Source organism: Puerhibacterium puerhi, assembly GCF_009846865.1.
Classification (GTDB): Bacteria; Actinomycetota; Actinomycetes; order Actinomycetales; family Cellulomonadaceae; genus Puerhibacterium; species Puerhibacterium puerhi.
Map to the genome: position 1 here is coordinate 25,016 of NZ_WUWN01000034.1, position 6,131 is coordinate 31,146.

The following is a 6,131-nucleotide window of genomic DNA, read 5'->3' on the forward strand; positions in this document are numbered from 1 at the left end:
GCCTCCGTGGCCATGGCGACGACCGATCCGCTCCTCGGCCGCCTGGTGGACGGGCGGTACGAGGTCCGCTCGCGCATCGCCCGCGGCGGCATGGCCATGGTCTACCTCGCCCACGACCGGCGCCTGGAGCGCGACGTCGCGCTCAAGGTGATGCACCCCCACCTGGCCGAGGGCGTCGAGGGCGCGGAGTTCGTCTCGCGCTTCCGCCGCGAGGCCCGTGCCGCGGCGCGGCTCACCCACCCCGGCGTCGTCGCCGTGTACGACCAGGGGCTCGACGGCGACACCAGCTACCTGACGATGGAGTACGTGCCCGGCTCCACGCTGCGCCGCGAGCTGCGCACGCACGGGACGCTGACGGTCGGGCGCACGCTGCAGATCCTCGAGCAGGTCCTCGCCGCACTGGCCGCCGCGCACCGCAAGGGGCTGGTGCACCGGGACGTCAAGCCGGAGAACGTCCTGATCACCTCCGACGGCGAGCACGTCAAGGTCGCCGACTTCGGGCTCGCGCGCGCCGTCACCGAGGTCACCAGCACGACGACGGGCACGATCCTCGGCACCGTCGCCTACCTGGCGCCGGAGGTCATCGCCACCGGCGGCTGCGACGCGCGCACCGACCTGTACGCCGTCGGCATCCTGGCCTACGAGACGCTCACCGGGGCGCTCCCCCACTCCGGGAGCACGCCGATCCAGGTGGCGTTCCAGCACGTGCACGACGACGTGCCGCCCCCCTCGGGCCGCGCGCCGTGGCTGCCGGCGCCGGTGGACGCGCTGGTCGGCGCCCTGACCGCGCGCGACCCCGCATCGCGCCCCGCCGACGGCGGCGCGGCGCTCGAGCTCGTCCGGCACGTGCACCTGACGCTCGCCCCCGAGGTGCTCGAGCGGCGCGCCGAACCACCCGTCGCGGCCGCCCCGGCGCCCGGCGGCGACGCCGCCGGCGTGACGCCGGACGGCGCACCCCAGGACGCGACGCTCGCCGCCGAAGGCGCCCCGTCGGCGCCCGACGCCCCGTCCGACGGCGCGGCGGACCTCGACGACACGGGCGAGCTCGACGCCATCCCCGCGGGCGTCTTCGCCACCGCCACGCCCGGCGACGGCGTCCACCTCACCGAGGCGCTCCTCGGCACGACGACCGAGCGCGTCGTCGAGCAGCGCACCGTCGCCCTGGACGCCCGGCAGGCGGCCGGAGCGCCGTCGGGAACCGCCGCCGCCACCGCGCAGGACGCGGCGCCGCAGCGGCCGCGCCGCCGCCGCGCCGCCGTCGCGGCGGCCCTCGCGCTGCTGCTCGCGCTCGGCGGCGGCACGGGGACGTGGTGGTGGTTCGCCGACGGGCCGGGCGCCTGGACCCGCGTGCCGTCCGGCGTGGCCGAGGTCCCGCTGGCCGACGCCCAGGAGCGCCTGGCCGCCCACCGGCTCGACGTGGTGACCACGGAGGCCTACAGCGACGACGTGCCCGAGGGTGCGGTAGTGGAGGCGGTGCCCGCCGAGGGCGAGCAGGTGCGCAAGGACGGCCGCGTGCGCCTGGTGGTGTCGCTCGGCGTGCGCATGCTCACGGTGCCCGACGGCCTCGCCGGCCAGAGCCAGGAGGACGCGACCGCCGCCCTGACCGACGCGGGCTTCACGGTCGCGGACCCGCAGCAGGACTGGAGCGACACCGTCCCGCGCGGCCAGGTGCTGTCCGTCTCCGAGGAGCCGGGCACGGAGGTCCCGCACGACCGGCCGGTGACGCTGACCGTGTCGGGCGGCCCGGCGCCGGTGACCGTCACCCAGCAGGTCGGCCGCGAGCGGGACGAGGCCCGGGCGGCGCTCGAGGACCTCGGCCTGCACGTGGAGTTCACCGAGGACGAGCACTCGGAGACCGTGCCGAAGGGCACGGTGCTGCGCCAGGACCCGGCCGACGGCACGCAGGCCCACCGCCTCGACACGGTGCGGCTGACCGTCTCGGCGGGCCCGCCGGTCGTCCAGGTGCCCGACGTCGTGGGGATGCGCAGCGGCGAGGCGCGCCGGGCCCTGCAGGACGCGGGGCTCGTGGTCGAGGAGAACCGCTACCTCGGCGGCCTGCTCGACACGGTGCGGTTCCAGGACGTCTCCGGCGAGGCGCCCAAGGGCAGCACGGTCACCCTGACCGTGTGGTGACCCTCAGCGCCCCCGCAGCATGTCAGCGACCTGGAACGCGGTCTCCAGCGACTGCTGGTGGTTGAGCCGGGGGTCGACCAGCGTCTCGTAGCGCAGCGCCAGGCCCGCCTCGTCGATCTCCTCGCTGCCGCCGAGCACCTCGGTGACGTCGTCGCCGGTGAGCTCCATGTGCAGCCCGCCGGGCACCGTGCCCAGGGCGCGGTGCACCTCGAAGAAGCCGCGCACCTCGTCCAGCACGTCGGTGAAGCGCCGCGTCTTGTACCCGGTGGCCGAGGTGATGGTGTTGCCGTGCATCGGGTCGGTGACCCAGGTGACCGCCACGCCGGCGGCGGTGACCTTCTCCACCAGGGCCGGGAGCACCTCGCGCACCCGCCCGGCGCCCATCCGGGCGACGAACGTCAGCCGGCCCGGCACGTTGTCGGGGTTGAGCCGGGCGGCCAGGCCCAGGGCGTCGTCGGGCGACGTCGTGGGGCCGAGCTTGACGCCGATCGGGTTGGCCACCCGGGCGAGGAGGTCGACGTGCGCGCCGTCGAGCTGGCGGGTGCGCTCGCCGATCCACAGGAAGTGCGCGCTGGTGTCGTAGGCGGCGCCCGTGCGGGCGTCCACCCGCGTCAGGGCCCGCTCGTAGTCGAGCACCAGGGCCTCGTGGGACAGGTACAGCTCCACGGTGCGCAGCGCGTCGAAGTCGGCGCCGCACGCCTCCATGAACCGGATGGCCCGGTCGATCTCGGTGGCGGTGACCTCGTAGCGCGCGTAGGCGGGGTTGCGCATGAACCCGCGGTTCCACTCGTGCACCTGGCGCAGGTCGGCGTAGCCACCCTGGGTGAAGGCGCGCACCACGTTCGCCGTGGCGGCGGAGATCCGGTAGGCCTGCTCGAGCCGCGCGGGGTCGGGCGTGCGCGCCTCGGGGGTGAACGCGTGGCCGTTGACCATGTCGCCGCGGTAGGCGGGCAGGGTGACGCCGTCGCGCGTCTCGTCGTCGGACGAGCGCGGCTTGGCGTACTGGCCGGCCATGCGGCCGATCTTCACCACCGGCGTCGAGGCGCCGTAGGTGAGGATCACCGCCATCTGCAGCAGCGTTCGGATCTTGTTGCGGATGCGCCCCGCGCTGGCCTCCGCGAACGTCTCCGCGCAGTCGCCGCCCTGCAGGACGAACGCCTCGCCGCGCCCGGCCGCGGCGAGCCGGGTGCGCAGCGTGTCGCACTCGGCGGGGACCACGAGCGGCGCCGCCTGCTCCAGGCGGCCGGTCGCGGCCGCGAGCGCCGCGGCGTCGGGCCACGTGGGCTGCTGGCGCGCGGGCAGGGCGCGGAAGTGGTCCAGGTCCGCGGCGAGGGCGGCGGACGGCGAGTCGACGGCGGTGCTCATGGTCCTCAGGTGACGGTCGAGGCGGCGGTGGAGGCGTCTGGGACGCGGTGGTGGGGAGCGGCGCGAGCCCGCTCGGCTCGAATGATTCGCTCGCTGCGCTCGCTCGGCTCTCGCCGAACGGGCTCGCGCCGCTCCCCCCGGATCGTGCGTCAGTGCGCGGCAGCCGGCTTCAGCGGCTGGCCGATGGCCTCGAGCAGCTCGCCGAACCACGGCTGCGAGACGTCGAACGCCTTGCCGCCGGCGATGCGCGGGAACGCGATGGCCTTGAGCCGGTCGCCGTCCTCCTCGTCGTGGCCGATGACGCCGGCCTCGCCGCGCAGTGCGCACTCGACGGCCAGGTCGGTCATCGACTTGATGAGGCGCAGGTCCTCGGCGTTCGGCGCCGCGGCGCGCGAGTAGTAGCCCGACTTCTGGACCATGACCTTCTCGGCGCCCAGCTTCTCGGCGAACTGCTTGGCGAACCACTGGCCGGGGTTGATCTCGTCGAGGCGCACGTGCCCGAACGGGTCGCGGGCGACTTCCTGGCCGGACGCCTCGAGCTGCTCGACGATCTCGTGCATGCCGGCACCCTCCGACAGGAAGATGTTGACGTTGCCGATCTCGTCCATCACGGCCCGCAGGCGGGCGGCCTCGGCGTCGATGTCCAGCGCGAGCTCGGGCAGGAAGACCGCGTGGACGTCCCAGCGCTCCTTGCTCAGGCCCAGGGACGGCACCCACTCCTGGGTGTCGAGCCACTTGCGGTACTCGGCGGCGGCGGCGGCGGTGAGCCAGCCGCAGTGGCGGCCCATGACCTCGTGCACGATGAGCATGCGGGGCCCGGAGCGGTGCTCGCCGATGATGTTGGCCGCGAAGCCGGCGGCCTCCTCCGCGGCGGTCCACGCGCCGAGGGACTGGCGGATCGGGACCACGTCGTTGTCGATGGTCTTCGGCAGGCCGACGACGGTGAGCTCGTAGCCGTTGTCGTGCAGGTAGGCGGCGAGGTCCGCCGCGGTGGTGTTGGTGTCGTCGCCACCGATGGTGTGCAGCACGTCGACGCCGTCGGCCTTGAGCTGCTCGGCGGCCACCTGCAGCGGGTCCTGGCCCTCCTGGACGAGGCCGCGCTTGACGGCGTCCGCCACGTTGGTCAGCTTGACCCGGGAGTTGCCGATCGGCGAGCCGCCGAAGCGGTGCAGGACGCCCGCCTTCTTGCGCCCCTCCTCGTCGACCACGATCTTGTTGCCCGTCAGCAGGCCGTGGTAGCCGTACTGGTAGGCGATGATCTCGATCGAGGGGTCGAGCTCGTTGTAGCGCTCGATGAGACCGCCGACGGCGGAGGACAGGCACGGGGCGAAGCCGCCGGCGGTGAGCAGGGCCACGCGACGAACCGACATGACAGGACACCTCTCAGACAGGGGTACCAACAGGGGTGATCAAGCGGGGAGCTCGGATACGGCCTGAGCCGATCCTATGGCCCGGCGCGGCGGGCGCCGCCGGCCGGGCGACGGGTGAGACGGCGACGGCGCGGCGCGGTCGCCGGGCCGGGCCGCCCCGGGCGCTCAGGACGTGGCGGCGTCGTCGTCCGCGGCCTTCTCCGCCCGGCCTGCGGCGGCCTTCTCGGCCGCGATCCGGGCCTTGGCGGTGGCGGCGTAGACGTCGACGTACTCCTGCTCGCTGAGGCGCAGGATCGCGTACATGATCTCGTCGGTGACCGACCGCAGCACGAACCGGTCGTTCTCCATCCCCCGGTACCGGGAGAAGTCGAGCGGCTCGCCGATGACCACCCCGATCGGCAGCGGCTTGGGGACCACGCGCCCGAGCGGCTGCGCGACGTTCGTGCCGACCATCGCGACCGGCACGACCGGGGCGCCGGACTCCAGCGCCAGGCGGGCGACGCCCGTCTTGCCGCGGTACAGCCGGCCGTCGGGGCTGCGGGTGCCCTCGGGGTAGATGCCGAACAGGCCACCCTCGGACAGCACGCGCAGGCCGGTGCGCAGGGCGGCCTCGCTCGCCTTGCCGCCGGAGCGGTCCACCGGGATGGTCCCCACGCCGCGCATGAAGCCGGCCACCAGCCGGCCCTTGAGGCCCGCGCCGGTGAAGTAGTCCGACTTGCCGAGGAACTGCACCTGCCGCTCGAGGACCAGCGGCAGCACGAAGGAGTCGATGACCGCCAGGTGGTTGCTCGCCAGGATGGCACCGCCCTTGGCGGGCACGTGCTCCACACCGCGCGTCCACGGCCGGAAGAACAGCTTGAGCAGCGGCCCGGCCAGGACGTGCCTCATGAGCCAGTAGTACAACCGGTCCTCCTCGTCGGGGTCCTGCGGCGGTCGGGTCCGTACGGCGCCCGCCCGCCGGCGCACCGGTGGGGCGGGCGGCGCGCGAGGTCCACAGAACTCTAGAGTGTGGCCTATGGCCTCTTCGAACACGCCGGACGGCGCCGGCCGCGACGACGAGGCCGGTCTCGGGCACGACGGCGACCGCGCCGGGCGCCCGGAGGACCGGTCCGGCGACGCGGCACGCGACCAGTCCGGCGCGCCGGGCGACGGTGACCACCACAGCCGGCCGGGCGAGCTCGAGGACGCCGAGGTCGAGGCGCAGTGGGAGGACATCGTCGCGCGGCTCGAGGCGCCCGAGGCGCCAGGCGCGCCGGGCGCCAC

The 6,131-nt window shown here is 74.7% G+C and carries 5 protein-coding genes; 2 read left to right on the top strand and 3 right to left on the bottom strand.

Annotated features, from left to right (window positions below; translation table 11 throughout):
- Positions 1–12: 12 nt before the first annotated feature.
- The gene (gene pknB, locus GSF02_RS14635; RefSeq protein ID WP_235915597.1) at positions 13–2,133 is read left to right on the top strand and encodes a Stk1 family PASTA domain-containing Ser/Thr kinase; all 2,121 of its coding nucleotides are present in this window, start codon (positions 13–15) and stop codon (positions 2,131–2,133) included.
- Between the two features lie 3 nt (positions 2,134–2,136).
- On the opposite strand, the gene GSF02_RS14640 is transcribed toward pknB, so the two are convergent.
- From GSF02_RS14640 to GSF02_RS14650, 3 genes are all read right to left on the bottom strand, one after another.
- On the bottom strand, positions 2,137–3,498 hold the full coding sequence (locus GSF02_RS14640; protein WP_159797793.1) for a class II 3-deoxy-7-phosphoheptulonate synthase: 1,362 nt from the start codon (positions 3,496–3,498) through the stop codon (positions 2,137–2,139).
- A 149-nt stretch (positions 3,499–3,647) separates the two neighbouring features.
- The gene (locus tag GSF02_RS14645; protein WP_159797795.1) at positions 3,648–4,868 is read right to left on the bottom strand and encodes a pyrophosphate--fructose-6-phosphate 1-phosphotransferase; all 1,221 of its coding nucleotides are present in this window, start codon (positions 4,866–4,868) and stop codon (positions 3,648–3,650) included.
- A gap of 165 nt (positions 4,869–5,033) precedes the next feature.
- Positions 5,034–5,756, bottom strand: coding sequence for a lysophospholipid acyltransferase family protein (locus tag GSF02_RS14650; RefSeq protein ID WP_235915598.1), 723 nt, complete (start codon positions 5,754–5,756; stop codon positions 5,034–5,036).
- A gap of 127 nt (positions 5,757–5,883) precedes the next feature.
- Between GSF02_RS14650 and GSF02_RS14655 the strand changes: the two genes are divergently transcribed.
- The coding region (locus GSF02_RS14655) for a hypothetical protein (RefSeq protein ID WP_159797799.1) at positions 5,884–6,131 on the top strand (248 nt) is incomplete at its 3' end.